At 74.1% G+C, this 25103-nt stretch carries 21 protein-coding genes and 1 riboswitch; of the genes, 9 read left to right on the top strand and 12 right to left on the bottom strand.

The window, feature by feature from the left end:
- The first annotated feature begins 17 nt into the window (after positions 1-17).
- The 3 genes from ACF07V_RS11535 to ACF07V_RS11545 all read left to right on the top strand — a co-directional run bounded on the left by ACF07V_RS11535 (position 18) and on the right by ACF07V_RS11545 (position 3033).
- Positions 18-1031 carry a GlxA family transcriptional regulator gene (locus tag ACF07V_RS11535; RefSeq protein ID WP_392153293.1) on the top strand — a complete coding sequence of 338 codons (1014 nt, stop codon included), beginning with the start codon at positions 18-20 and terminating at the stop codon, positions 1029-1031.
- 118 nt (positions 1032-1149) lie between these two features.
- Positions 1150-1857: a DsbA family oxidoreductase gene (locus ACF07V_RS11540; RefSeq protein ID WP_392153295.1), complete on the top strand. Its 708-nt coding sequence runs from the start codon at positions 1150-1152 to the stop codon at positions 1855-1857.
- A 117-nt stretch (positions 1858-1974) separates the two neighbouring features.
- Entirely contained in the window at positions 1975-3033 is a 1059-nt protein-coding gene (locus ACF07V_RS11545; protein ID WP_392153297.1) for an aminotransferase class V-fold PLP-dependent enzyme, read from the top strand.
- A gap of 82 nt (positions 3034-3115) precedes the next feature.
- Here the strand turns inward: ACF07V_RS11545 and ACF07V_RS11550 are convergent, their stop codons facing one another.
- Positions 3116-3628, bottom strand: coding sequence for a MarR family winged helix-turn-helix transcriptional regulator (locus ACF07V_RS11550; RefSeq protein ID WP_392153299.1), 513 nt, complete (start codon positions 3626-3628; stop codon positions 3116-3118).
- A gap of 115 nt (positions 3629-3743) precedes the next feature.
- On the opposite strand from ACF07V_RS11550, the gene ACF07V_RS11555 reads away from it, so the two are divergent.
- Entirely contained in the window at positions 3744-4814 is a 1071-nt protein-coding gene (locus tag ACF07V_RS11555) for an alkene reductase (protein ID WP_392153301.1), read from the top strand.
- Positions 4815-4870: 56 nt separating this feature from the next.
- Here the strand turns inward: ACF07V_RS11555 and ACF07V_RS11560 are convergent, their stop codons facing one another.
- The gene (locus ACF07V_RS11560) at positions 4871-5968 is read right to left on the bottom strand and encodes a pyridoxal-phosphate-dependent aminotransferase family protein (RefSeq protein WP_392153443.1); all 1098 of its coding nucleotides are present in this window, start codon (positions 5966-5968) and stop codon (positions 4871-4873) included.
- Positions 5969-6212: 244 nt separating this feature from the next.
- Here ACF07V_RS11560 and ACF07V_RS11565 point away from each other — a divergent pair, with 244 nt between their 5' ends.
- Together ACF07V_RS11565 and ACF07V_RS11570 are read left to right on the top strand one after the other, a co-directional pair.
- Positions 6213-7274, top strand: coding sequence for a hypothetical protein (locus ACF07V_RS11565; RefSeq protein WP_392153303.1), 1062 nt, complete (start codon positions 6213-6215; stop codon positions 7272-7274).
- 34 nt (positions 7275-7308) lie between these two features.
- Positions 7309-8394, top strand: a complete 1086-nt coding sequence (locus ACF07V_RS11570) for an amidohydrolase family protein (RefSeq protein WP_392153304.1) — start codon at positions 7309-7311, stop codon at positions 8392-8394.
- Between the two features lie 39 nt (positions 8395-8433).
- Here the strand turns inward: ACF07V_RS11570 and ACF07V_RS11575 are convergent, their stop codons facing one another.
- A complete protein-coding gene (locus ACF07V_RS11575) occupies positions 8434-8994 on the bottom strand; it encodes a GNAT family N-acetyltransferase (protein WP_392153307.1) in 561 nt (186 codons plus the stop codon).
- Positions 8991-11063: a penicillin acylase family protein gene (locus ACF07V_RS11580; protein ID WP_392153308.1), complete on the bottom strand. Its 2073-nt coding sequence runs from the start codon at positions 11061-11063 to the stop codon at positions 8991-8993. Before ACF07V_RS11580 ends, ACF07V_RS11575 begins: the two co-directional genes overlap by 4 nt.
- 375 nt (positions 11064-11438) lie before the next feature.
- On the opposite strand from ACF07V_RS11580, the gene ACF07V_RS11585 reads away from it, so the two are divergent.
- Positions 11439-12425, top strand: coding sequence for an SCO1860 family LAETG-anchored protein (locus ACF07V_RS11585; RefSeq protein WP_392153309.1), 987 nt, complete (start codon positions 11439-11441; stop codon positions 12423-12425).
- A gap of 114 nt (positions 12426-12539) precedes the next feature.
- Here the strand turns inward: ACF07V_RS11585 and cobC are convergent, their stop codons facing one another.
- Positions 12540-14342, bottom strand: coding sequence for an Rv2231c family pyridoxal phosphate-dependent protein CobC (gene cobC / locus ACF07V_RS11590; protein ID WP_392153310.1), 1803 nt, complete (start codon positions 14340-14342; stop codon positions 12540-12542).
- A gap of 6 nt (positions 14343-14348) precedes the next feature.
- Between cobC and ACF07V_RS11595 the strand changes: the two genes are divergently transcribed.
- Complete coding sequence (locus ACF07V_RS11595; protein ID WP_392153311.1) at positions 14349-15077, top strand: ZIP family metal transporter; 729 nt, start codon at positions 14349-14351, stop codon at positions 15075-15077.
- A 2-nt stretch (positions 15078-15079) separates the two neighbouring features.
- On the opposite strand, the gene ACF07V_RS11600 is transcribed toward ACF07V_RS11595, so the two are convergent.
- The 7 genes from ACF07V_RS11600 to ACF07V_RS11630 all read right to left on the bottom strand — a co-directional run bounded on the left by ACF07V_RS11600 (position 15080) and on the right by ACF07V_RS11630 (position 23558).
- Positions 15080-16471 carry a cobyrinate a,c-diamide synthase gene (locus ACF07V_RS11600; RefSeq protein WP_392153312.1) on the bottom strand — a complete coding sequence of 464 codons (1392 nt, stop codon included), beginning with the start codon at positions 16469-16471 and terminating at the stop codon, positions 15080-15082.
- Positions 16465-17073, bottom strand: coding sequence for a cob(I)yrinic acid a,c-diamide adenosyltransferase (gene cobO / locus ACF07V_RS11605; protein ID WP_392153313.1), 609 nt, complete (start codon positions 17071-17073; stop codon positions 16465-16467). Before cobO ends, ACF07V_RS11600 begins: the two co-directional genes overlap by 7 nt.
- Positions 17073-19115, bottom strand: a complete 2043-nt coding sequence (locus ACF07V_RS11610) for a putative cobaltochelatase (protein ID WP_392153314.1) — start codon at positions 19113-19115, stop codon at positions 17073-17075. Before ACF07V_RS11610 ends, cobO begins: the two co-directional genes overlap by 1 nt.
- A 163-nt stretch (positions 19116-19278) precedes the next feature.
- On the bottom strand, positions 19279-20787 hold the full coding sequence (locus ACF07V_RS11615; RefSeq protein WP_392153316.1) for a cobyric acid synthase: 1509 nt from the start codon (positions 20785-20787) through the stop codon (positions 19279-19281).
- On the bottom strand, positions 20784-21770 hold the full coding sequence (locus tag ACF07V_RS11620; RefSeq protein WP_392153318.1) for a cobalamin biosynthesis protein: 987 nt from the start codon (positions 21768-21770) through the stop codon (positions 20784-20786). The genes ACF07V_RS11615 and ACF07V_RS11620 overlap by 4 nt, the downstream gene beginning before the upstream one ends.
- 34 nt (positions 21771-21804) lie before the next feature.
- Positions 21805-21937: riboswitch (cobalamin riboswitch) on the bottom strand.
- A 120-nt stretch (positions 21938-22057) separates the two neighbouring features.
- Positions 22058-22279, bottom strand: coding sequence for a hypothetical protein (locus ACF07V_RS11625; protein WP_392153319.1), 222 nt, complete (start codon positions 22277-22279; stop codon positions 22058-22060).
- Positions 22280-22295: 16 nt separating this feature from the next.
- On the bottom strand, positions 22296-23558 hold the full coding sequence (locus ACF07V_RS11630) for an anion permease (RefSeq protein WP_392153321.1): 1263 nt from the start codon (positions 23556-23558) through the stop codon (positions 22296-22298).
- Between the two features lie 364 nt (positions 23559-23922).
- Between ACF07V_RS11630 and ACF07V_RS11635 the strand changes: the two genes are divergently transcribed.
- Positions 23923-25050 (top strand): alpha/beta hydrolase, encoded by a 1128-nt coding sequence (locus ACF07V_RS11635; protein WP_392153323.1) that lies wholly within the window; start codon positions 23923-23925, stop codon positions 25048-25050.
- The last annotated feature ends 53 nt before the right edge of the window (positions 25051-25103 follow it).

The following is a 25103-nucleotide window of genomic DNA, read 5'->3' on the forward strand; positions in this document are numbered from 1 at the left end:
GACCGGAGGTTCTGGCCATGCCGCCGACGACCCGCTCGCCCGCAGCGCCCGGCACGCCCCCCGCCTCCCGTGTGCGGCGCGTCGCCGTGATCGCCGCCCCGCCCGTCTCGATGTTCAACCTGGCCATCCCGGAGATGCTCTTCGGCAAGGTCGAGATCGACGGCGGGCCCGGGTACGAGACGGTCATCTGCGCCCCCGACCCCGGGCCCGTCACCACCACCGGCGGCCTCGACCTGGTCGTCCCGCACGGACTCGAAGCCGTCGAGGGCGCCGACACGGTGATCCTCGCGGGCAGCGGCGCGTACGAGGACCCCGACCCGCGCGTCCTCGACGTCCTGCGCGCCTCCGCCGTCGGGGGCAAGCGGATCGCCTCCATCTGCACCGGCGCCTTCGCGCTCGCCGAGGCCGGACTGCTCGACGGCCGGGCGGCGACGACGTACTGGGCGTACCGGCCGCTGCTCGCCGCCCGGCACCCCGCCGTCGACCTCCAGGACGACGTCCTCTTCGTCCAGGACGGCCCGGTGCTCACCTCCTCCGGATACGCGGCGGGCATCGACCTCTGCCTGCACGTCATCCGCACCGACCACGGCGCCGCCGTCGCCAACGCCGTCGCCCGGCTCGCCCTCGTCGCGCCCGTCCGGCCCGGCGGCCAGACCCAGTTCACCCAGACCCCGCTGCCGCCCGAGCGCGGGGCCTCCTTCGCCGACACGCGCGCGTGGGCGATGGAACACCTCGACGAACCCCTCGGCCTCACCGACCTCGCCCGGCACGCCGGCGTCTCCGTCCGCACGCTCTCCCGCCGCTTCCACGCGGAGACCGGCGTCAGCCCGCTCCAGTGGCTGCTGCACCAGCGCGTCGAGCGGGCGAAGGAACTCCTGGAGACCACCTCGCTCCCCATGGACCGGCTGGCCCGCGCGAGCGGCCTCGGCACGGCGGACTCCCTCCGCCAGCACCTCCTCCGCCGCACCGGTCTCACCCCCAGCGCCTACCGCTCCTCCTTCAGCCGTCTGACGGGCGCCGGAACGGCCTGAGGTCGGGTGCTCCGGCTCACACCGGGGCCGGAAACGGAATGAACCGGGCCGGTGTGCGCGTTCCCCCCGGCGTACACACCCCCGTACACCCCACCGGCAACCCTCGGAGAGAAGTCACATGCGCGTCGAGATCTGGAGCGACATCGCCTGCCCCTGGTGCTACATCGGCAAGGCCCGCTTCGAGAAGGGGCTCGCGGCCTTCGCCCACCGCGACGACGTCGAGGTCGTGCACCGCTCCTTCGAGCTCGACCCGCACCGCGCCAAGGGCGACACCGGCCCCGTTCTGGAGATGCTGGCGAAGAAGTACGGCCGCACCCTCGACGAGGCCCGCGCCATGGAGGCGCACGTCGCGTCGAACGCGCACTCCGAGGGCCTCGCGTACCTCACCGACGGCCGCGACCACGGCAACACCTTCGACATCCACCGGCTGCTGCACCTCGCCAAGGAGCGCGGCCGCCAGAGCGAACTCCTGGACCTGGCCTACCGGGCCAACTTCGCCGAGGAGCGCTCCGTCTTCGACGCCGAGACCCTGGTGACCCTCGGAGTGGAGGCCGGTCTCGACGAGGCCGAGGTCCGTGCCGTCCTCGCCGACGAGACCGCCTACGCCGAGGCCGTACGGGAGGACGAGCGCGAGGCCGCCGAACTCGGCGCCAACGGCGTGCCGTTCTTCGTCCTCGACCGCCGCTACGGCGTCTCCGGCGGCCAGCCCGCCGAGGTCTTCACCCAGGCCCTGGAGCAGGCCTGGCAGGGCCGCGTCCTCCAGCCCGTCGGCGCCGACGCGGAGGTCTGCGGCCCGGACGGCACCTGCGAGGTCCCGCAGTCCTGAGTCTCTGACCCGAGTCTCTGACCCGAGTCTCTGACCTGCGGAGATAAGCGCGGCTTGGGGATCCCCCGCGGTCGAAACGCCATTGACGGGCGATCGCGGGGAATCCAGGGTGGGGACATGGATTCCCTTGATCAGCCGCTCGGCGGCGCCGAGTTCGCTCCCAAGAAGACCTACCTCAACACCTCCGCCTGCGGCCTGCTGCCCCGCCGGACCATCGAGGCGATCACCCTCCTCGCCGAGGAGACCGCCGACGGCCGCCCGGACGGTGCCGGAAGCTTCGACATCGTGGACGAGGCCCGCGCCGCCTTCGGCCGGATCGCCGGTGTCTCCCACGAGCGCGTCGCCGTCGGCAGCTCGGTCGCGGTCCACTGCGGGATGATCGCCCAGTCGCTGCCCGCCGGGTCCGAGGTCCTCTTCCCCGAGGGCGACTTCTCCTCCGTCATCACCCCCTTCACGATCCGCGGCGACCTCAAGATCCGCTTCGCGCCCCTGGAGCGGCTGGCCGAATCCGTCCGTCCCGGGACCGCGCTCGTCGCCTTCTCCGCCGTGCAGTCGGCGGACGGCCGCACGGCCGACTTCGCGGCGATACGGGCGGCGGCGGCCGCCCACGGCGCGCGCACCCTCATGGACGCCACCCAGTCGGCGGGCTGGCTGCCGCTGAACGCGGGGGAGTGGGACTACACCGTCGCCGGTGGCTACAAGTACCTGCTCTGCCCGCGCGGCGCGTCCTTCCTGACCGTCACGGAGGAGGCGCAGGACTCGCTGCTCGCGATCCACGCCAACTGGGTCACGGGCGAGGAGCTGTGGGTCAACAGCTACGGCCCGGTCCGTGAACTGGCCCGCACCGCCCGCCGGTTCGACGAACCCGCGGCGTTCCTCTCGTACCACGGGGCGGCCCGTTCGCTCGCCCTCCTGGAGGAGATCGGCATCGAGCGGATCGAGGCCCACGACAAGGGGCTCGCGGCCCGCTTCCGCTCCGGGCTCCTCGCCCTGGGGCACGCTCCGGTCATGGACGACTCGACGGTCGTCGCCGTCCCCGGCCTCGGGGACCGGGCGGACGCCCTGCGCGAGGCGGACGTCCTGCTCTCGGCCCGCGCGGGCAATCTGCGGGCCTCCTTCCACCTGTACAACACGGCGGCGGACGTGGACCGCGTCCTGGAGGTCCTCGCGGGCTGACCCCCGACGGCGGCGGGCCCGGCGCCCGGTCCGGACGGGGCGGGTGTTCAGCACGCCCCGCCCCGTCCGGACCCGCGGGCGTTCAGCAGACGGCGCCCGCGTCGCCCTCCTCGCCCGCCTCCTTCGCCAGGTTCTCGCCCGCGAGGCCGAGGAGCCGGGCGAGTTCCGCCCGGTCGGCCGGGGTGAGCCCGGACAGGGTGGTCTCCTCCAGGTCGGCCCAGGCGTCCTCGACCCCGGCGCGCAGGGCAAGGCCCTGGTCCGTCGCCTCGACCAGGACCGCGCGCCGGTCGGCCGGGTCCGGGCTGCGGCGGACGTAGCCGCACTGCTCCATGCGCTGGAGCATCTTCGTGACCGTGGAGGGGTCGAGGCCGAGCGACTGGATCAGCTCCGACTGGCGGACCGCCCCGCAGTCCCACAGGCGCATCATCATCAGCTCCTGGCCCGGGTAGAGGCCCAGGTCCCGCAGCCGCCGGCCCATGGCGATCCGGTGGAGCCGCGCGACCCACGCCAGGGTGTGGCTGACGGTCCCGGTGCAGGCACCGGAGGGCTCCGGCCCGGCGGACGGGGCGGTACAGACGGGGTCGTTTCCTGACATGCGCACTCCTCGGGACGGCTCTGACCACAAGATTACCTTGGTCGGCCAATGAATGGGTTACAGTGGCATCCGGCCCAATTAGTTGGCCGACCACATATTTCTGTGAGGGACAGCCGTGACCACTGCATTCGACCCGATCGACCTCGCCGGTACCCGCCTCGCCAACCGCATCGCGATGGCCCCCATGACCCGCAGCCGCGCCAACGGCCAGGACGGCACCCCGCCGGCGATCGTCGCCGAGTACTACGCCCAGCGCGCCTCCGCCGGCCTGATCATCAGCGAGGGCGTCCAGCCCGTCCCCGAGGGTCAGGGCTACCCGAACACCCCCGGCCTCCACAGCCGCGAGCAGATCGCCGCCTGGCGCGAGGTCACCACCGCCGTCCACGAGCGCGGCGGCCGGATCTTCGCCCAGCTCATGCACTCCGGCCGGATCGGCCACCCCGACCTCCTCGACGGAGACCTCCACCCCGTCGGCCCCTCGCCGATCGCCGCCGCCGGCCAGGTCTACACCCACGAGGGCCCCAAGGACTTCGTCGCCCCGCGCGAACTCACCGGCGACCAGGTGCACGAGGCGATCGCCGGCTTCGCCTCCGCCGCCCGCAACGCCGTCGAGGCCGGCTTCGACGGCGTCGAGATCCACGGCGCCAACGGCTATCTGATCCAGCAGTTCCTCGCCTCCGGCTCCAACCACCGCACCGACGAGTGGGGCGGATCCGTCGAGAACCGCATCCGCTTCGCCGTCGCGGTCGTCAAGGCCGTCGCCGCCGAGATCGGCCCCGAGCGAACCGGCCTGCGCATCTCCCCGGCCAACACCCTCAACGACATCAGCGAGACCGACACCGACGAGCTCTACACCCGGCTCCTCACCGCGATCGAGCCCGTCGGCATCGCCTACCTCCACGTCCTGGAGACCGGCCCCGAGCGCCGCCCGCTCGTGCTCGACCTGCGCAAGCGCTTCGCCGGCACCTTCATCCTCAACCCGGCCACCGGCGCCGACCCGACCGGCGCCGAGTCCCTGGCCCTGATCGAGGACGGCACCACCGACCTCGTCGCGTACGGCAGGCACTTCATCGCCAACCCCGACCTGCCCGCCCGGCTGAAGACCGACGGCCCCTACGCCACCCCGGACCCCGCCACCATGTACGCCGGCGGCCCCGAGGGCTACATCGACTACCCCGCGCTGTAAGACGCGGAGACGCGGAAGGGGCGGGGGCCCGGACCCCCGCCCCTTCCACGTGTCGACTACCAGGCCTCCGTGACCGCCCGGCGCGCCGCCTCCAGGTCCACCGCGCGGCCCGACTCGCCGAGCGCCGCGCCCAGGGCGGCGAGCGAGGACTGCACGGCCCCCGGCGTCGCGTCCACCCCGTAGTGGTTGACCCGGATCATCTCCTTGGCCAGCGCCCCGCCGCCCGCGATCAGCGGCAGCGACGGATCGGCCGCGAGCGCCTTCGCCACCAGCTCCGAGGCGTCGAGACCCGCCGGCACGCGCAGCGTCGTCGCCACCGGGGCCGCGTCCTTCGCCTCGTACACATACGGCTCCAGACCGCCGCCCAGGGCCAGCGCGCCCGCGCGGGTCGCGGCCGCCGCCGAGGCGTGCCGTGCCATCAGCGCGTCCAGGCCCTCGGCCTCGATCCGCTCCACACAGGCCTCCAGCGCCAGCATCTCCAGCTGCGCCGGAGCGTGCAGCAGCGCCTTGCGGCCGCCGTCGATCCAGCGCTCCTTCCAGTCCAGGAGGGAGAGGTACGAGCGCCGCGGCGCGGCCGGGTTGGCGGCGAACCGCTCCCAGGCCCGCGCGCTCACCGACACCGCCGACACGCCCGCGGGGCCGCCCATCGCCTTCTGCGCGCCGATGATGCACATGTCCACGCCCCAGGCGTCCGGCAGCACCGGCTCGGCGCCGATCGACGCCACCGCGTCCAGGTAGAACAGCGCGCCGTGCGCCCGCACGACCTCGCCGATCTCCGCCACCGGGTTGGTGTTGCCGGTCGCCGCCTCCGCGTGCACCAGCGACACGAAGTCGATCTCCGGGTGCTCGGCGAGCGCCCGCTCCACCTGCTCCGCCGTGACCGCCGTGTGGAAGGGCACCTCCAGGTCGACGACGGTCGCCCCGCAGTCCCGCAGCCAGTTCCCGAAGGTCTGTCCGTACGGACCGGTGACGATGTTCAGCGCGGTCGAACCGGCCCGCGCGCCGCTGCGGATGCACCCCTCCAGGGGCAGCAGCGCCTCGCCCTGGGTGATCACCACGTCCTGCTCGGTGGAGAGCAGCGCGGCGACCCGGCGCTCGATCGACGCGAAGTGCGCGGCGGTCAGCGGGGCCAGGTCCAGCAGCGGATGTGTCACGGTCACGGGGGTTCCTTCGTCGGTGTCGAATGCGTGTCGCCTACATCAGGATGAGGCTCGTGCCAGCGTAAGCGCTCGGTCCGCCGCCGGACGGCCGGGCCCGTACGCCGTCACGGCGGTGTGCCCAACGTGTCACAGGGCTCGTACCGGTGGGCCCGGACTCTTCCCCCGGCGCGCCGTCGGTGGGATGTTGCGGGCCGGAGCGGCGCCGCACGATGCCGCCGGGACGAACGGGGTGGACACCATGGCCGGAAGCACGAGAACGGGCGGGAACGACAGAGCGCTGCTGCGCCGGGCGGCGGTGGCCGCCGCGACGCTCGCCGTCACCGCACCGCTGACCCTCTGCGCCGCGGGAGACGCGGGAGCGGCGGGGACGGCCGTGACGGCGGGAGCGGCCGGGACGTCGGGGACGGCAGTGACGTCGGCGACGGCAGTGACGTCCGAGGCGGCCACGGCTGCGGACGCGGCCCGCGCCGCGTGGTCGGCGATCGGCCACCCGATCGTCTTCGCCCGCTACGACGCCACGGACTCCATCGAGGACCTGTACGCCATGTCCCCGCTCGGCGGCGGCGCCGTCCGGCTCACCCACACCCCCACCGTCAGCGACGTGATGCCCGGCTGGTCCCCGGACGGCAAGCGGGTGGCGTTCCTCCGGTACAGCCTCGACGGCACGATCGACGGCATCTGGACGATGAACGCCGCGGGCGGCGACCTGAAGTCGGTGCCCGGCACCCAGGGCGCCTCCGACCCGGCCTGGTCCCCGGACGGCACGCGGATCGCCTACTCCCGGCCGGTCGGCGACCAGCGCGAGATCTACGTGGCCGACGTCGACGGCACCCCCGCCACGCGGCTCACCACCACCACGGCGGACGAGTTCCACCCGACCTGGTCCCCGGACGGCAAGAACCTGGCCTTCAGCCGCACGGACACCTCCGGAGGCAGCGGGCTGGTACGGATCCAGCTGTCCACCCTGGCCCAGACGCCGATCACCGGGACGGGCTCCCAGGACTGGAGTCCCGACTGGTCGAGCGCCGACCGGATCGCCTTCAGCCGCCTGGACGCCAGCGGCTTCGCCCACCTCTACGACGTCCGCCCCGACGGCACGGGAGTGCACCAGATCACCACGGGCCCGGCCCACGACAAGTTCCCCTCCTGGTCGCCGGACGGCCGCCGCCTGGTCTTCACCCGCGGCGGCACCGACGACGCGGACCCCGAGCACCTCTTCCTGGTGCGGGTCGACGGCACCGGCCTGAAGCAGCTCACCAAGACCGACTCGCACGACCTGGAGGCGGACTGGCGCCCCTGATCCGCCCCCTCGACACGGCTCGTAGAGTGCGGGTATGAGCGATCACGAGGTGCTGCACGTGAAGGGGCGGGTGCTCGTCGGCCCGGAGGACGTCCGCGACGAACTGTGGTGCGTCGACGGGCGGATCACCTTCGAGCGGCCCGCCGCCGAGGCCGTGACCGTCGAGGGCTGGGTGCTCCCCGGCCTCGTCGACGCCCACTGCCACGTCGGACTCGACCGGCACGGTCCCGTCGACGAGGCCACCAGCGAGAAGCAGGCCCTCACCGACCGGGACGCCGGCACCCTCCTCATCCGGGACGCGGGCTCGCCCTCGGACACCCGCTGGATCGACGAGCGCGAGGACCTCCCGAAGATCATCCGGGCGGGCCGGCACATCGCCCGCACCCGCCGCTACATCCGCAACTACGCCCACGAGATCGAGCCCGCCGACCTCGTCGCGTACGTCGGCCGGGAGGCCCGCCGCGGCGACGGCTGGGTCAAGCTCGTCGGCGACTGGATCGACCGCGAGGCGGGCGACCTCACCGCCTGCTGGCCGCGCGCCGAGGTCGAGGAGGCCATCGCGGAGGCGCACCGGCTCGGCGCCCGCGTCACCGCGCACTGCTTCGCCGAGGACTCGCTGCGGGACCTGGTGGAGGCGGGCATCGACTGCATCGAGCACGCCACCGGGCTCACCGAGGAGACGATCCCGCTCTTCGCGGAGCGGGGCGTCGCCATCGTCCCCACCCTGGTGAACATCGCGACCTTCCCGCACCTCGCCGACGGCGGCCAGGAGAAGTTCCCCCGCTGGTCGGCCCATATGCGCCGGCTCCACGAGCGGCGGTACGACACGGTCCGCGCGGCCTTCGACGCGGGCGTGCCCGTCTTCGTCGGCACCGACGCGGGCGGCTCCCTCGCCCACGGCCTGGTCGCCGAGGAGGTCGAGGAGCTGACCAAGGCCGGTATCCCGCCGATCGACGCGCTCGCCGCCACCGCCTGGGGGGCCAGGGCCTGGCTGGGCCGGCCCTCCCTGGAGGAGGGCGCCCCGGCCGACCTCGTCGTCTACGGCGAGGACCCGCGCGCGGACGTCCGTGTCCTCGCGGCACCGCGGCGGATCGTCGTCAACGGCCGGGTGGTGGGCTGAGCCCTCACGCGGCGCCGTGGGCGGGCCTGGTCCGGCCCGTCAGCGGCTCAGGAATCCGAGCCGGGCCCGCTTCTCCGGGATGAAGACCTCCGGCAGGTCGACCTCGGGCAGCAGGACCTCGGGGCCGAGCTCGAAACCGGCCCGTACGAGCCGGGCGATCGCCCTCTCGTTCGCGGCGTCCGGGTCGACGACGATCCGGGTGCGGCCCGTCAGCGCGAAGTCGACGAGCGCGACGAGCAGCCGGCCGGTGAAGCCCGGCTCCGGGGCGAGCCCCGGCGCCACGAGCAGGTGCACGCCGATGTCGCCCGGCCGCGCCTCGTAGCACTCGCCGACCCGGTCGGCCTCGGGGTCGTACGTCTGGAAGAGGGCGACCGGCTGCCCGTCCCGGGCGACCAGGTAACCGTGGTGCGTGGTCAGCGAGCCGAGGTGCGCGTAGATCTCCCGGACCTGCTCGACGGTGGTCCCGGCCATGCCCCAGAAGCGGGCCCGCTCCTCGGTGACCCAGCCGTGCAGGAGCGGCGCGTCGCCGTCGGGGTCGACGGGCCGGACCGTGACGATTCCGAAGCCCTCGACGGTCTGGACGTGTACGGCGGTGGTCATCCCTGCTCCTTGGTGAGGTCCTGCCAGTCGGTGGTGACGGGGGCGAGCTCGCCCCGCAGCCACAGGGGGAGTTGGTCGCGGTGGTGCGGGTCGCCGGGCACTCCGGACGCGCCGAACGGCACGATCCAGCGGCTCCGCTCCCGGTCGGCGAGGTCCCAGACGTAGCGAGCGGCGGAGGCGCGGGCGCTGCGGTCGGTCCAGCCGGGCACGCTGGACGTGGAGAGGACGCAGTCGTGGTCCCCGCCGAGCCCCGGCCACCGGTGGTCGTCCGGGTCCGGCAGCGCCTGCCAGGGCGCGAGCCGGTGGGTCACGCCCCAGGCGGCGGGGGGCTCACCGGCGCCGGTCTCGTCGAGCGCCTCGCGCACGATCCGGTCGACGTCCCCGGCGGGCACGGGCCCGGTGACGAGCAGCGTCTCCAGGGCGAGGGCGACCCGCGGCCCGAGCGCGAGCCAGGGCCGGAAGAGCTCGGGGTACGGGGCGGGTTCGCGCAGCGCCGCGAAGGCCTCGTGGGCGGCGAGGCGGCGGACGACGGCCCCGCGCACGGCCGCGTAGAGACCGGCGTCGAGGCTGTCGGCGTCCATCCGCCGGTCCCAGGCGAGCAGCCGCTCCCGGACGCCTGCGCCGGCGGGGGAGAGGCCCTCGCCCGCGCGGCGTACGGCTTCCAGGAGGCGGGCCGCCGAGGGGTTGTCCGTGTCCGTGTGGATCGCGGCCGTCGTCTCCGGGGTCCAGGCCGCGGAGGCGCCGAGCAGCGTGTCGATGCGGGCCGCCCGGTGCGGCGGGGCGAACTCGACGCCCAGGGGCGCGGCCAGGCCCCGGGCGTTGGCCATCACGGCGTGGCCGCGGACCTCGGCGCGGGGCAGCGGCGCCGGGGCGTCGGCCCAGGCGTGCGCCGGGTCCCAGGCGGGCACGATCCGCAGGGAGTTGGCCCGGTCCCGTACGGGGACGTGGCCGGCGACCCGGTGCAGGAGACCGCCTCCGGTGTCGGCGGCCTGGACGACGTTCACCGGCTCGACCCAGCCGTCGAGGGCCGCGTCCACGTCGGCGACGGTCCGGGCGCGCAGCAGCGCGGGCAGCACCCCGAAGCCGAGTTCCCCGGTGACCCGGGGCGGGTACCGCAGGGCGAGGGCCTCCCGGCCGCCGGCCGCGTCCCCGTCCGGGTCGGTGATCACCGGCCCCCGGGGCGTCTCGATCACCTCGATCTCCACCGGGTCCGCGCCCGCGACCTCGATCGTCTCCCGGTGCGCGGCCGCCGGGGCCCAGCCGTCCGGGCCGAGGGCCTCCACGGTGCCGTCGGGGAGCATGCGGAGCCGTTCCCGGTAGAGGTCCTGGTAGTCCGCCATCGCGTTGGTGATCGCCCAGGCCACCGGCCCGGTGTGGCCGAAGTGGGCGAGTCCGGGGACTCCGGGCACGGCGAGGCCCACCACGTCGTACGCGGGGCAGGCGAGCCGGATCTGCTGGTAGACGCCCGGCGCCTCGATGAACCGGTGCGGGTCGCCCGCCACCAGGGCCGCCCCGCTCGCCGTCCGTCCGCCGGCCACGACCCAGCCGTTGGAGCCGGCGGTGCCGGGCCCGTCGGTCGCGAAGAGCTCCGTCCACTCCTCGCCGAGCCGCCGGGCGACCTCGTCCCGCCACAGCTTGGTGGGGAAGCCCGCGAAGAGGATGTGGGTGGAGAGCCAGACGGCGAGCGGCGTCCAGGGCTCCCAGCGGCCGGGCGCGAGGCCGGTCCGGGCGAACTCGGGTGCGCGGCCGGCGCCTTCGGCGAGGCCGTCGTTGACCCCGTCCACGTACGCGCGTACCCACGCCGCCGTCGGTGCGTCGGTCTCCCGGAGCCGGTCGAAGCAGCGGCGGGCGGTGTCGGCGAGGCGGGCCCGGCGGGCGAAGGCGTCCCAGCCGAGCTCGGCGGCGCCGAGGAAGGCGGCGCTGCTGCCCTGGGCCCGGTGCCGTTCGACCTCCAGCTGCCAGGCGCGGTCGCGGGCGGTGACCCGCCCCTGGGCGAAGGCGAGTTCGTCCGGGTCCGCGGCCCGCAGATGGGGGACGCCCCAGGCGTCCCGGTAGACCTCGATGCTCACGGAGACCCCGATCCCGTCGTTCCGATCCCGCCAGCTCCTTAGGTTAGGCTGGCCTAAATTAATCTACAGGAGTCCCGGAGGGGTCGGGTGCGCCGGGTTGACGATCCGTGACCCGGGCGCCCCGCGGATCGTTCTCACCGATTCCGCCCGGACCGCCCCGTACGAAACACGCGGGAAAACCGGGAACGGTTGTAGAGAGATGAATCGAAAATGAACACGGAAACCCCCCTTTGGAGTGAACTCACGTCAGGCGACTGTCGGTTCACTCTCCGTGCGTAAAGATTCCGGTGTCTCAAGTCGCCGAGGCCGCACCGACCCACCGTCCCCGTGGTGAGCGGCCGGCGACGCCATGTCTCCTGTGGGGGTTCCACCATCTTGAACAGCAACACCTTCCGCATGCCCGTACGCCGCTCCGCCGCCGCCGCGACCGTCGCCGCCCTGGCCGTCGGCCCCGTGCTCCTCGCGGCCCCGGCGGCGCACGCCACGGGCGGCGAAGGGCGCGCCACCGCCGTCGTGCTGAGGGCCGGCCTCGACGTCTCCCTCCTCGGCAAGACCGTGAACGTGCCGGTCCGGGCCTCCCTCAACGAGGTCGAGGCGCCCGAGACCGAGAAGGAGACGGCGCTCTCCGTGAAGGTGCAGGGAGCCGAGGGCGGGAAGCCGATCGACCTCCTCAAGGCCGACGTCGCCACCGCCGACGCGACCGTGGACGAGAAGAAGGCCGAGGGGTACGTCAACCTCGTCAAGGCCCGGGTCCACGTCCCCGGCATCCCGCTGCTCTCCCTCATCGAGGTCGAGAAGGTCACCTCCAAGGCGCTGTGCGAGGTGGGGAAGAAGCCGGTCGCCCAGTCCAACGTCCTCGGTCACGTGACCGTGTTCGGCAAGAAGACCACCCTGTCCGCGGGCGGCCGGACCCAGGTCGGCGTGCCGGGGGTCGGCAAGGTCACCCTGGACCTGTCCCGTACGTCCACGACCTCCCGCACCGCCGCGGCCACGGCCCTCGAACTCAAGGTGCAGGTCAACCCGCTGGACCTCGGCGTCGCCGAGGTCAACGGCACCGTGACCCTCGCCGAGGCCACCTGCGAGACGCCCGAGGGCACGACCCCGACCGAGAAGCCCACCGACAAGCCCACCGAGAACCCCACGCAGCAGCCGACCGGGCAGCCCACGCAGCAGCCCTCGGTCAAGCCGAGTGACGCGGGGGGCATCAAGACCAACAACGGCGGCACCACGCCCACCGAGAACCTCGCCGAGACCGGCGGCAGCTCCACCACCCCGTACATCGCGGCCGGAGCGCTCGCCCTGCTCGTCGCCGGCGGCGGCGCCCTCGCCGTGACCCGCTCGCGCGCACGCAACCGCGGCTGACGGTCCGAGGGGGAAGCGCCGGGGGGCGCCGGGAGGAAAACGAGGGTCCGGGGAGGGCGGCGGTGACGACACCGCCCTCCCCGGACCCTTCCTCGCGTTCCTCCCGGCCGCGGCTCAGCCGCAGATCAGCAGCGCCTGGTCGAGCGCCTGCAGGAAACGGTTCGTCGTCGCCCGGTCCCGGACCGCGAGCCGCAGCCAGTTCCGGTCGAGCCCCGGAAACGTGTCGCCCCGGCGGGCCGCGAAGCCGAGCGACCGCAGCCGCTCCCGCACCACGTCCGCACCGTCGATCCGCAGCAGCACGAAGGGGCCCTCCGCCCCCGCCACCGTCCGCACCTCGTCGAACTCCGCGAGCCCGGCGAGCAGATGGGCCCGCTCCACCCCGATGCGGTGCGCCGCGTGCTCCGCCTCCGCGAGCGCCGCCCGCGACATGCACGCCTCCGCCGCCACCAGGGCCGGCGTCGACACCGGCCACAGCGGCTGCGTCCGCTCCAGAGCCGCGATCGTCTCCGGCCCGGCCAGTACGTACCCGATCCGCAGCCCGGCGAGCCCCCAGGTCTTGGTGAGGCTCCGCAGCACCACGAGCCCCGGCACGTCCGTCCGCCCGGCCAGCGACTCCCGCTCACCCGGCACCGCGTCCATGAACGCCTCGTCCACCACCAGGGTCCGCCCCGGCCGGGCGAGCGCGGCGATCGAGGCGGCCGGATGCAACACGGAGGTCGGGTTCGTGGGGTTCCCGATCACCACCAGGTCCGCGTCCTCCGGAACCGCCGCCGGATCCAGCCGGAAGCCGTCCTCCTCGCGCAACAGCACCCGGCCCACCTCGTGCCCGGCGTCCCGCAGCGCCGCCTCGGGCTCGGTGAACTGCGGATGCACCACGACCGGCCGCCGCACCGGCAGCGCCCGCGCGAGCAGCACGAACGCCTCCGCCGCGCCCGCCGTCAGGAGCACCCGGTTCGACGGCAGGTCGTGCCGCTCGGCGACCGCCGCCCGCGCGGCCCGGCCGTCCGGATAGGCCGCCAGACCGGTCAGCGAGTCGGCGATCCGCTTCCGCAGCCAGTCCGGCGGGGTGTTCGTCCGGACGTTGACCGCCAGATCGATGAGTTTCTCGTCCCTGACCTCGTCGTCACCGTGGTGGCGCAGGTCGTGGGCGTCGGTATGCGTGTCCATGGCCGCCGTCGTGTGGGGGGTGGGGATGGTGGGGGGTGAGCCAGGCTCGCCAGCGATGTACCCGTGCGTCAAGGGCAACAACCGTGCGACGGAAGTCACTTCGTTCGGATGAAACGGGAGAAAGGTGGCGATTGCGCAGGTCACGCGCCGGGATTTCCGCTTCGGCACCAGCAGCACGGCCCCGGCCCGACCGCCGGGCGGCACGAGGGACCCCGCCCGGGACCCCGCCCGGGCCTCCGCACCGGGGCGCGTGCCGAGGTCCGCCTCCGTACGCGCGCGCGTGCCCACGGCCGGCTCGGCACCCGCGCGCGTGCCCGCCTCCACCTCCGCCTCCTCCGCCTCCGTATCCGCATCCGCCTCCGCCGCGAGCAGCGCCGCCGCCTCCGCATCCGCTTCCGCCGCGAGCAGCGCCGCCGCCTCCGCATCCGCCTCCGCCGCGAGCAGCGCCGCCGCCTCCGCCACGGACGCCGTGCCCGTCGCCGCCAGCGGCAGCGCCGAAGGATGCGGTACGGGTACGGCCGCCAGCTCCCCGGCCGTGAACCCGCGCACCGGCACCCCGAGCGCCGCCGCGGCCGCCACGATCCCCGGCTCCGCCGCCCGCGCGTCGAGCGTGGCGAGCGACCGCACCCGCGCGCGCGTCAGACCCGCCTCCCGCAGGACCGCGTCCACGAGCGCGAGGACCTCGCCCACCGGCACGCCCGACCGGGCCCCGACGCCGAGGTGCGCGGACGCCGTCCCATCGGATAGCAAAGGCCCATGGCTGTAGTCGTCGCGCTCGGCGCGTTCCTCATGACGCTCTTCGGCGGCTGGGTCGCCGGGCGCGTCACCGACCGCCGCCACCTCGTCCTCGGCCTCGCCGGCGGACTCATGCTCGGCGTCGTCGGACTCGACCTCCTGCCGGAGGCCCTGGAGGCCGCCGGGCAGAAGGTCTTCGGCGTCCCCGAGGCCCTGCTGCTCTTCGTCGGCGGCTTCCTCTTCGCCCACGTCGTCGAGCGGCTCCTCGCCGTCCGCCGTGCGGCGCACGGCGTCGACGCCCACGAGCGGGTCCCCCAGGTCGGTCTGACGGCCGCCGCGGCGATGATCCTCCACAGCCTCATGGACGGCATCGCGCTCGGCGCCGCCTTCCAGGTCGGCGGCGGCATGGGCGCCACCGTCGCCCTCGCCGTCATCGCCCACGACTTCGCCGACGGCTTCAACACGTACACGATCACGAGCCTCTACGGGAACGCCCGCCGCAGAGCCCTCACCATGCTCGTCGCGGCCGCCGTCGCCCCGCTCGCCGGAGCCGGACTCGCCACCCTGTTCACCCTTCCGGAGGAACTGCTCGGCTGCTATCTCGGCTTCTTCGGCGGCGTCCTGCTCTACCTCGCCGCCGCCGAGATCCTGCCCGAGGCCCACCACGAACACCCCGCCCGTTCCACCGTGCTGTGCACGGTGGCGGGCGTGGCCTTCATCTGGCTCGTGGTGGGCGTCTCCGGCGGCTGAACTCACGCGCAGTGCCCCACGAACCGCGCGGCGACCTCGGGCGACCCCGCCCAGTGGGTGTGCACATAACTGGCGTGCACCCCGCCCTGCACGAAGCCCTCCACGCGCCGCTCCGGCTGCCGAAGGCCCCAGGCCGCCAGCGGCCCGGCACCCGGCTCGATCACGGTGCGGTGGAACTCGTGGCCGCGCAGCCGCGCCCCGGCCGGCGCGAGGACGCTGTCGCTGACGGCGACGGCGTCCCGGTAGCCGAGCGTGAGCCGCTCCGACATCCGCGCGTCGGCGTCGAGCACGCCGCACATCGGGTGCCCGTCCAGCGACCGCGCCAGGTACAGGAGCCCGGCGCACTCGGCGGCGATCGGCGCGCCGGAGGCGGCGAGCTCGGCCACGGCCTTGCGGAGGGGCTCGTTGGCGGACAGCTGCTCGCCGTACATCTCGGGGAAGCCGCCGCCTATGACGAGCCCGCTCGTCCCCTCGGGGAGGGCCTCGTCCCGGAGCGGGTCGAAGGTGACGACCTCGGCGCCGGCGGCCTGGAGCAACTCCGTGTGCTCGGCGTACGAGAAGGTGAATGCCGCCCCGCCGGCGACGGCTACCACAGGCCGCGTTGTGGGCATGCGTTCCGCCGGGGCGGAACGGGTGGGCACAACGCGACCACCGGCGTGCAGCCGCCCGTCAACCTCAGGCACCCACGGCGTGCAGCGAAGCTCCGGCGCCGACTGTGCAAGGGCCATCAGCGCATCCAGGTCGCACCCCTGCCGCACCTGCTCCGCCTGCGCGGCCACCGCCTCCACCGCCTGGGCCTGCCGCTCGGCGACCGGCACGAGCCCGAGGTGCCGCGACGGCGTCGCCACGGCGGGGGCACGCCGGAGCACGCCGAGCACCGGCACCCCCGACTCCCCGAGCGCCTCCCGCAGCAGGTGTTCGTGCCGGTCCGACGCGACCTTGTTGAGGATCACGCCCCCGATCCGCACCTCCGGGTCCCAGGACGCGAAGCCGTGCACGAGCGCCGCCACCGACCGCGACTGCGAGGAGGCGTCGACGACGAGCACCACCGGTGCCTTGAGCAGCTTCGCCACCTGCGCGGTGGACGCCAGCTCGCCCTGGTCGGCGGCCCCGTCGTACAGGCCCATGACCCCCTCGACCACGGCCAGGTCGCAGCCGCGCGAGCCGTGCAGGAAGAGCGGTGCGACCAGCCCCGTACCGCACATGTACGCGTCGAGGTTGCGGCCCGGGCGTCCGGTCGCGAGCGCGTGGTAGCCCGGGTCGATGTAGTCGGGGCCGACCTTGTGCGGGGAGACGGCCAGACCACGGCCGGCGAACGCGGCCATCAGGCCGGTCGCGACCGTGGTCTTGCCCGCGCCGGACGACGGCGCGGCGATGACGAGACGTGCTACCACTCGATGCCCCGCTGGCCCTTCTGACCGGCGTCCATCGGGTGCTTGACCTTGGACATGTCGGTGACGAGATCGGCGAAGTCGACGAGCTCCTGCGGGGCGTTGCGGCCGGTGATGACGACGTGCTGCTGCCCGGGACGGTCGCGCAGCACCTCGACGACCTCCTTGACGTCGATCCAGCCCCAGTGCAGCAGGTAGGCGAACTCGTCGAGGACGTAGAACTTGTACCTCTCCTCGGCGAGGTCCCGCTTGACCTGCTCCCAGCCCTCGCGGGCCTTCTCCTCGTGGGACTGCTCGCCCTCGGCGACCTCGCGCTGGATCCAGGACCAGCCCTCGCCCATCTTGTTCCAGGTGACCGTGCCGCCCTTGCCGGTCTCGCCGAGCGCCTTGAGGGCGTTCTCCTCGCCGACCTTCCACTTGGCGGACTTGACGAACTGGAACACCCCGATCGGCCAGCCCTGGTTCCAGGCGCGCAGCGCCATGCCGAACGCGGCGGTCGACTTCCCCTTGCCGACTCCGGTGTGCACCATCACCAGTGCCCGGTTGCGGCGCTGACGGGTGGTGAGGCCGTCGTCGGGCACGACGGTCGGCTGTCCCTGCGGCATTAAGCGGCCCTCCATGCTGTCTGCGTTGTCTGTCCTGCTGCCTGTACGTCCCGGACGAGGCCGGCGATCGAGTCGGCGCGCAGCTCGTCCAAGGTGACGGCGGTGCCGCCGAGTTCACGCGCCAGGTTCCCGGCGAGCCCGAGGCGCACCGGGCCGGTCTCGCAGTCCACGACCACCGAGGCCGTGCCGTCGGCGGCGTGCAGCCGCGCCGCGCGGGCCGCGAGCGCCACCGGGTCGGCCCCGCCGCCGGTCGCCCGCCCGTCGGTCACGACGACGAGCAGCGGGCGGCGCGAGGGGTCCCGCAGCCGTTCGACCCGCAGCACGTCATGGGCCTTGAGCAGCCCCGCGGAGAGCGGTGTACGACCTCCGGTCGGCAGCTTCTCCAGGCGGGCGGCGGCCGCGTCCACGGACGAGGTCGGCGGCAGCGCGACCTCGGCGTCCCGCCCCCGGAAGGTGACGAGACCGACCTTGTCGCGCCGCTGGTAGGCGTCGAGCAGCAGCGAGAGCACCGCGCCCTTCACGGCGCTCATCCGCTGCCGCGCCGCCATGGAGCCGGAGGCGTCCACGGCGAAGAGCACCAGGTTGCCCTCACGGCCCTCCCGGGTCGCCTGCCGCAGGTCGTCGCGGCGGACCACCAGTCCTGGCCCGGACCGCCCGCGCGCCCGCTGGTGCGGGGCGGCGGCCTGGACGGTCGCGGCCAGGTGCAGCTTGGTCAGCGCGCCCCGGGGCCGGGTGGAGCCGGTGGTACGGCCGTGCTCGGTGCGGGCCCGGGAACGGCGCCCGGCCGCGCCCTCGCCGAGACCGGGAACGCTCAGCACCTTCGTACGGAAGGGTTCGCCGGCCTTGACGGCGGCGCGTTCACCGGCACCGGCGCCGGAGTTCTGCGGGGCGGGCGCGCTCTCCGGTGCCTCGGCGGACTCGGGCGCAGGACCCCCGGGCCCCTCGCCCTGCGGCGGGACACCCCCGCCGCCGCCCCCGTCAGGACCGCCGTCCCCGGGCCCGTCCGGCTCGGGATCGTCGTCCGGTGCGTCCCCCTTGAACTGCTCCAGGGTCTCGTCGAGCTTGTCCTCGTCGAGTCCGGGCGCGTCGAACGGCGAGCGACGCCGGCGGTGGGGGAGGGCCAGGAGCGCGGCCTGCCGCACGTCCTCCGAGGTGACCTCGGTCCGTCCGGCCCAGGCGGCGAGGGCGGTCGCGGTCCGGGCCATGACGATGTCGGCGCGCATGCCGTCCACCTCGAAGGCGGCGCAGGTCGCGGCGATCTGGAGGAGCACGGCGTCCCCGAGGGTGACCTGGGGCAGCAACGCCCGCGCGGCGACGATCCGTTCGCGCAGGGCGGCTTCCTCGCCGGCCCAGCGGGCGGCGAAGGCGGCCGGGTCGTCCTCGAACGCGAGCCGCCGCCGTACGACCTCGACCCGCTGCTCCGGGTCCCGCGAGGCGGCGACCTCCACGGTGAGACCGAAGCGGTCGAGCAACTGCGGCCGCAGCTCGCCCTCTTCGGGGTTCATGGTCCCGACGAGCAGGAAGCGGGCGGCATGCCGTACGGAGACGCCTTCGCGTTCGACGTGGGACTGACCCATCGCGGCGGCATCGAGCAAGACATCGATCAAGTGATCGTGGAGCAGATTCACCTCGTCGACGTACAGGATTCCCCGGTGCGCATGGGCCAGCAGCCCCGGCTCGAAGGCCTTCACGCCCTCGGCGAGGGCCTTCTCGATGTCGAGCGAGCCGACGAGCCGGTCCTCGGAGGCCCCGACGGGCAGCTCGACCATCCGCGCGGGCCGGGCGTTGGCGGCGCCGTCCCCGTGCGGCCCATCCGGGCACCCGGGGTCCGGCGAGGTGGGGTCACAGCTGAACCGGCAGCCGACGACGACCGGCACCTCGGGCAGCAGCTCGGCGAGCGCGCGAACGGCGGTGCTCTTTGCCGTGCCCTTCTCGCCCCGCACGAGCACACCGCCCACGGCTGGGCTGACCGCAGTCAGCAGCAGCGCGAGCCGCAGGTCGTCCATGCCGACGACGGCGGTGAACGGGTAGCGGGTGTTCATCGAATGCTCGCTCCTTCGGGTGACTTCTGTTCGACTCGACCGTAGGCGCCTGAGACGTGGGCGAGACTGTCGGCGTTCCCCACGGTCATGGGGATGGCCCCGCCGTCAGCCCAGCTGTGGGCGGAGTTCTCGTGTGCTCCCCGCCCACGCGGGGATCCCGCGCTCACGGCGCCCCCGGCGGCACGAACGGCAGCCCCTTCGGGGCTCCCTCCTCGATCAGCCGCAGCAGCGCGTCCGTGTCGGCGTGCTCCTCGATCAGGTCGCCGAGGCGGTCGAGCTGCTCCTCGCGCAGCGCGCCGAAGGACGTGTCCGGGGCGGGCACGAACCGGCGGCCCGCCGCCGCCGCGACCTCGCGCAGGAACGCCCGGCGGAAGCCGTCGCTCTCCAGCGAGCCGTGCCAGTGGGTGCCCCACACGGAGCCGACCCGGCAGCCGTCCAGGAAGGGTTCCCCGCCGTCCACGGTGGCGACGCCGTGGTGGATCTCGTAGCCCTCGACCCGTTCGCCCAGCGCCTCGCCGACCGGCCGGGCGAGGGTCTTCTCGACCCCGAACCGCACCCGTACGGGCAGCAGGCCGAGTCCGTCGACGACCCCCGCCTTCGACTCGACCTCGTCCTCGATGCGCTCGGCCAGGGCCTGGAAGCCGCCGCAGATGCCGAGCACCGGCCGGCCCTCGGCCGCGCGCCGGACGAGGGCGTCCGCGAGTCCCCGCTCCCGCAGCCAGGAGAGGGCCTTGACCGTGCCCCGGGTGCCGGGCACGACGACGAGGTCGGCGTCGACGAGCTCCTCGGGCCGGTCCACGAAGCGGACCACGACGCCCGGTTCGGCGGCGAGCGCGTCGACGTCCGTGAAGTTGGACATCAGCGGCACCGCGCAGACGGCGACCCGCAGTACGTCCGCGCCGACCGGCGGCGCGACGACCGACTCGCGGACGGTGCCCCGCAGGGAGACCCGCAGGCCGTCCTCCTCGTCGATGCCGAGGCCGTGCGCGTACGGCAGGACACCGAAGGTCCGGCGCCCGGTGAGCCCGTGCAGCATGTCCAGGCCCGGTTCCAGGAGGGTCACGTCGCCCCGGAACTTGTTGACCAGGTAGCCCGCGACCAGCGACTGGTCCTCGGGCGCGAGCAGCGCCGTCGTCCCGAAGAACTGGGCGAAGACCCCGCCCCGGTCGATGTCCCCGACGACGACCACGGGCAGCCGCGCGGCGCGCGCGATGCCCATGTTCACGATGTCCGTGCGCCGCAGGTTGATCTCGGCCGGACTCCCCGCCCCCTCGCAGATCACGGCGTCATACGTGCCCCGGAGTTCCTCCAGGCACGCCATCACCGGCTCGAAGAGCGTCTGCTGCCGGCCTCCGTGATAGCCCCGGGCGCTCATCTCGCCGACCGGTTTGCCCATGAGGACGACCTGGCTGGAGCGGTCGCTGCCGGGCTTGAGCAGCACCGGGTTCATCAGCGCGGTCGGCTCCACCCGGGCGGCCTGCGCCTGCATGGCCTGCGCACGGCCGATCTCGGCGCCCTCCCGGGTGACGAAGGAGTTGAGGGACATGTTCTGTCCCTTGAACGGCGCGACCTTGACGCCCTGCCGTACCAGCCAGCGGCAGATGCCGGCCGTCACGACGCTCTTGCCCGCGTCGGACGTGGTCCCGGCGACGAGCAGCCCCCCACCCCTCATGCGTTCCTCCGCTTCAGCGCGCTCGCGATCATGCGGCCGCCGACGCAGGCGGCCAGGGTCAGTCCGGTGATCCGGCGGGAGAGCCGGACCGCGCGGTCGATGTCGGCGACCTCGACGGGCCGCCCCTCCCCGTTGAGGACGGGCCGGTGCTCGACCCGTCCGGCGTACGAGAGGGTGCCCCCGAGCCGTACGCCGAGGGCGCCCGCGAAGGAGGCCTCGACCGGTCCCGCGTTGGGGCTCGGGTGCTTCGCGGCGTCCGCCCGCCAGGCCCGTACGGCCCCGCGCGGGTTCCCGCCGGCGACGGTCGCGAGGGCGGCGGTCAGCCGGGCCCCGGGCCAGCCGGCCACGTCGTCGAGGCGGGCCGAGGCCCAGCCGTACCGCCGGTGGCGGGGGTTCTTGTGGCCGACCATCGCGTCGAGGGTGTTCACCGCGCGGAAGCCGACCAGGCCCGGCACGCCCGCGACCGCTCCCCAGAAGAGGGCGCCCACGACCGCGTCGGAGGTGTTCTCGGCGACGGACTCGACGACCGCGCGGGCCATCGCGGGACCGTCGAGGGACTGCGGGTCGCGTCCGCACAGGTGCGGCAGCCGTTCCCGGGCGACCTCCAGGTCCCCGGCGGCGAGGGCGCCGCCGATCGCGCGGGCCTCGCGTCCCAGGGTCGTCCCGCCGACGACGGCCCAGACCGAGGCGGCGGTGAGGGCGACGGAGGCGGCGCGGCTGTCCCGTACCGTACGGGCGGCGAGGGCGCCGGCCGCGACGGTGGCGCCGACGCAGACGGCGGTGTGCAGGGCGCCCCAGCCGCGGTGGTCGTGCCAGAGGGCCTTCTCGACCCGGCCCGCGGCCCGGCCGAAGGCGGCGACGGGGTGTCCGCGGCGGGGATCGCCGACGAGCAGGTCGACGGCGAGACCGGCCGCCGCGCCGTACGCGAATCCGTCCGGGGAGAGGCGGCTGGCTCTGGACAGGGTGGGGCTGCGGCCGGGCATGGCGACGTGTCCTCACTCAGGGTCCGCGCCCTGGATCGACGTGACCGGCGGCGAGAGTTCCTGACTCCCGGACCCTTCGGATCCGGTCACAGTGGCGGGACCGCGCCGGAATCGCACCGGACTTCCTCTACTGCCGCCGTAATGGCCTCGGCAGTCCACCACGGCCCGAGAACAGCCGTCAACTCACCCTTGACCTGCGCCGCGTCACTGTGCGAAGCACCACAAACACGACGGCCGGGCGGCCCGCACGCGAGGTGCGGACCGCCCGGCCGGGGTGGTGAGGACCGTCAGGCGACGATCAGGTAGATGCCGTACGCCACGGCCGCCAGGCACAGGGCGAAGCAGGCGTAGGCGCCGGTGCGGGCCAGGACGGCGGAGCCTCCCTGGGTGGCGGCCTGCTCCTGCTTGGAGAGGCCGATGACACCGAGGGTGAAGAGGCCCACGAGGGCGACGGTCGCCACGAGGCTGACTCCGAAGACGGAGCCGAGAGCTGCCCAGTCGATCTTCATGCTTGGTTCCAGTTCCTTAGACCGCGGCGGTGGCCGGGGGAGCGGCCGGGTCCGTGGGGGCCGGCGCGGGGATGGTGGTCTTCAGGTCCTCGTCCGCGACGGCGGCGACGGTACCGGCCGGCGGCGGGGTGACGGCCGCGATCGCGGTGGTCACGACGCCCTCGGGCTCGGCGTCGGTGTCGACCTCGTTGACGTTGGTGTGGTCGACCGGCTGGCGGCGGGAGACGAGCCAGATGCCGAGGCAGGAGGCGGCGAGGAAGGCCGCGACGACGTAGACGCCCCAGTTGCCCTGACGGGCGACGAACTCGGCACCGGCGGCGACCAGGCCGGCGGCCGGCAGGGTCAGGCCCCAGGCGACGAACATGCGGGTGGCGGTCGACCAGCGGACGACACCGCCCTTGCGGCCCAGACCCGCACCCATGACGGCGCCGGAGACGGAGTGCGTGGTGGAGAGGGAGAAGCCCAGGTGGGAGGAGGCCAGGATGACCGTGGCCGCGCTGGTCTGGGCGGCGAAGCCCTGCTGCGGCTGGAGGTCGGTGAGGCCCTTGCCCATGGTGCGGATGATGCGCCAGCCGCCGAGGGCCGTGCCGAGCGCGATCGCCGTGCCGGCGGAGACGATGACCCAGACCGGCGGGTTGGCGCCGGAGGGCAGGGAGCCGCCGGCGACCAGGGCGAGGGTGATGATGCCCATCGTCTTCTGGGCGTCGTTGGTGCCGTGGGCGAGGGAGACGAGACCGGCGGAGGCGATCTGGCCGACGCGGTAGCCCTTGGCCGTGTCCTTCTCGGAGGTCTTGGCGCCGATCTTGTACGTCAGCTTCGTGGCCAGCATCGCGGCGATGCCGGCGACGATCGGCGCGGCGACGGCCGGGATGAGGACCTTGCTGACGACGACCTCGCCGTTGACGCCGCTGACGCCGATCGAGGCGACGGTCGCGCCGATGAGGCCGCCCATCAGGGCGTGGGAGGAGCTGGAGGGCAGTCCGACCAGCCAGGTCACCAGATTCCAGAGGATCGCGCCGACGAGCGCGGCGAGGATCACTTCGGGCTGGATGCCGTCCTCGTTGACCAGTCCCTTGGAGATCGTCTTGGCGACCTCCACGGACAGGAACGCGCCGACGAGGTTCAGCACGGCGGACATGACCACCGCCGTCTTCGGCTTGAGGGCACCGGTCGAGATGGTCGTGGCCATCGCGTTGGCGGTGTCGTGGAAACCGTTCGTGAAATCGAACACGAGAGCTGTCACGACCACAATGGCGAGCAGCAGCGTGATGTGTTCCATTTACCCAGGCAATCGTTCGACGTCAGTGTTTCGTTGAACGTAAGCAACCTGAGTGAACGGAAGATGAACTGGGCCGGGCGACGTGGTGTCTCTAACCGGTGTCAAGAGGTTCCGCTTCTCGCTCCGGGGGACCCGGTGTCCACGATGCGGTCACCCCGGAACCACGGGCATCCCAGTCCTCCCGGGGCACATGCGACCTGTCCCGCTTCCTCCCCCGTCATCCCGTTCCGCTCCCTGGACGCGACCATCCGACCGGATGACCCCGCGGAGGAGACCCATGTCACTCCCCTGAGCGACCCTTCCGCTTCTCCCCCGCCGGGTCCCCCCGGTGGCAGCCCCACCCCGACCTGCCGAGACTGGGAGCGTGCGCCCGGCTACAGCGACGGCAGCGGCCGTCACCACCCTGATCGGTGTCGGCGCGGCCGCGTTCGCGGCCGGCCGGTACGCCAGCGACGTCGCCCTCAAGGCGCCGTCCGGACGACCACTGCCCGGAGACCCGCGGCTCACCGTGCACGCCACGGGACCCGAGCGGGTCACCCTCACCCGCAGCCTCGCCTCGCTGCGCCCCGGCACGTACGGGATGGAGGCCCCCGGACTGCACGCCGTCCTCGGCCCCGTCCTCGACCGGGTCCCGCACACCGCCGACACCGTCGTCCGCCGCCTGGAGCGGGTCGAGCTCGGCGTCCTCGGGCCCGGCGCCCGCGTCCGGCTCACCCCCCAGCTGCACCGGGGCACCCCCATCAGCGCCCTCGGGCTCGCCCACGAGGACGTCGAGATCCCCGGCGAACTCGGCCCCCTGCCCGCCTGGCTCGTGGCCGGCCCCCGCACCACCTGGGTGATCGCCCTGCACGGCCTCGGCACCACCCGCGAGCACCCGCTGAACCTCGTCCCCTTCTTCCACCACCGCAAGATCCCCGTCCTCGTCCCCGCCTACCGCGGCGACGAAGGAGCCCCCGCCTCCCCGGACGGCCTCGCCCACCTCGGCGACTCCGAGTGGCGGGACGTCGACGCCGCCATCCGCTACGCCGTCCGCCGGGGCGCCCGGAAGGTCGTCCTGCACGGCTGGGGGACCGGTGCCTCGATGGCCCTGCGCGCCGCCGCCGAATCGGGCCTGCGCGACCGGATCACCGGCCTCGTCCTCGACTCCCCGGTCCTCGACTGGGCGGCCACCCTCCGCAACCTCGCGGCGGCCCACCACGTCCCCGGCCCCCTGCTGCCGCTCGCCGTCCGCGCCGCCCAGGGCAGGACCAGCCCCCGCGAGGACCTCCTCCAGGAGGCCTCCGAGCCGGACGCCCTGCGCGTCCCCGTCCTCCTCTTCCACGGCCCCGACGACACGATCGCCCCCTGGGAACCCTCCGTCGAGCTCGCCGCCCGCCGCCCCGACCGGGTCACCCTGCAGACCGTGCGGCAGGCCCCGCACGCCGCGATGTGGAACGCCGACCCCGTCCGTTACGAGGAGTCCCTGCGCCGCTTCCTCACCCCGCTGTTCTGAGGGGGCCTCCGCGGCCGCTCCGGGGCCCGATCCGACGGGGCGTCCGATTCCGA

Source organism: Streptomyces sp. NPDC015661, from assembly GCF_043077765.1.
Classification (GTDB): Bacteria; Actinomycetota; Actinomycetes; order Streptomycetales; family Streptomycetaceae; genus Streptomyces.